Origin of the sequence: Nocardia sp. NRRL S-836, from assembly GCF_001279525.1 — a bacterium.
Lineage (GTDB): Bacteria > Actinomycetota > Actinomycetes > Mycobacteriales > Pseudonocardiaceae > Lentzea.
This window is the reverse complement of sequence record NZ_LGDY01000074.1, coordinates 1-239: the sequence shown is the minus strand read 5'-3', so window position 1 is coordinate 239 and position 239 is coordinate 1. Positions and strand designations below refer to the sequence as shown.

Genomic DNA, 239 nt, shown 5'->3' with positions numbered 1-239 from the left:
CACCGGGAGCACCTCCTGCGGTTCACCCGCCGGCTGCTGCCCGGTGACCCGCACCGGGCGGAGGACGTCGTGCAGGAGTGCATGCTGCGGGCGTGGCGGCACCGCGAGCAGCTGTCCGCCGACGGCGTGGTGGTGCGTTCGTGGCTGTTCACGGTGGCGCGCAACCTGATCGTCGACTGGATCCGCCGCGACAGGGCCCGTCCGGTGATCTTCGGCGACGACGACTTCGACCTGCTGCC

At 72.0% G+C, this 239-nt stretch carries 1 protein-coding gene; it reads left to right on the top strand.

The window, feature by feature from the left end; genetic code table 11:
* Positions 1 to 239: sigma-70 family RNA polymerase sigma factor (locus ADL03_RS08820; RefSeq protein WP_157528371.1), on the top strand; the 239-nt coding region annotated here is incomplete at both ends.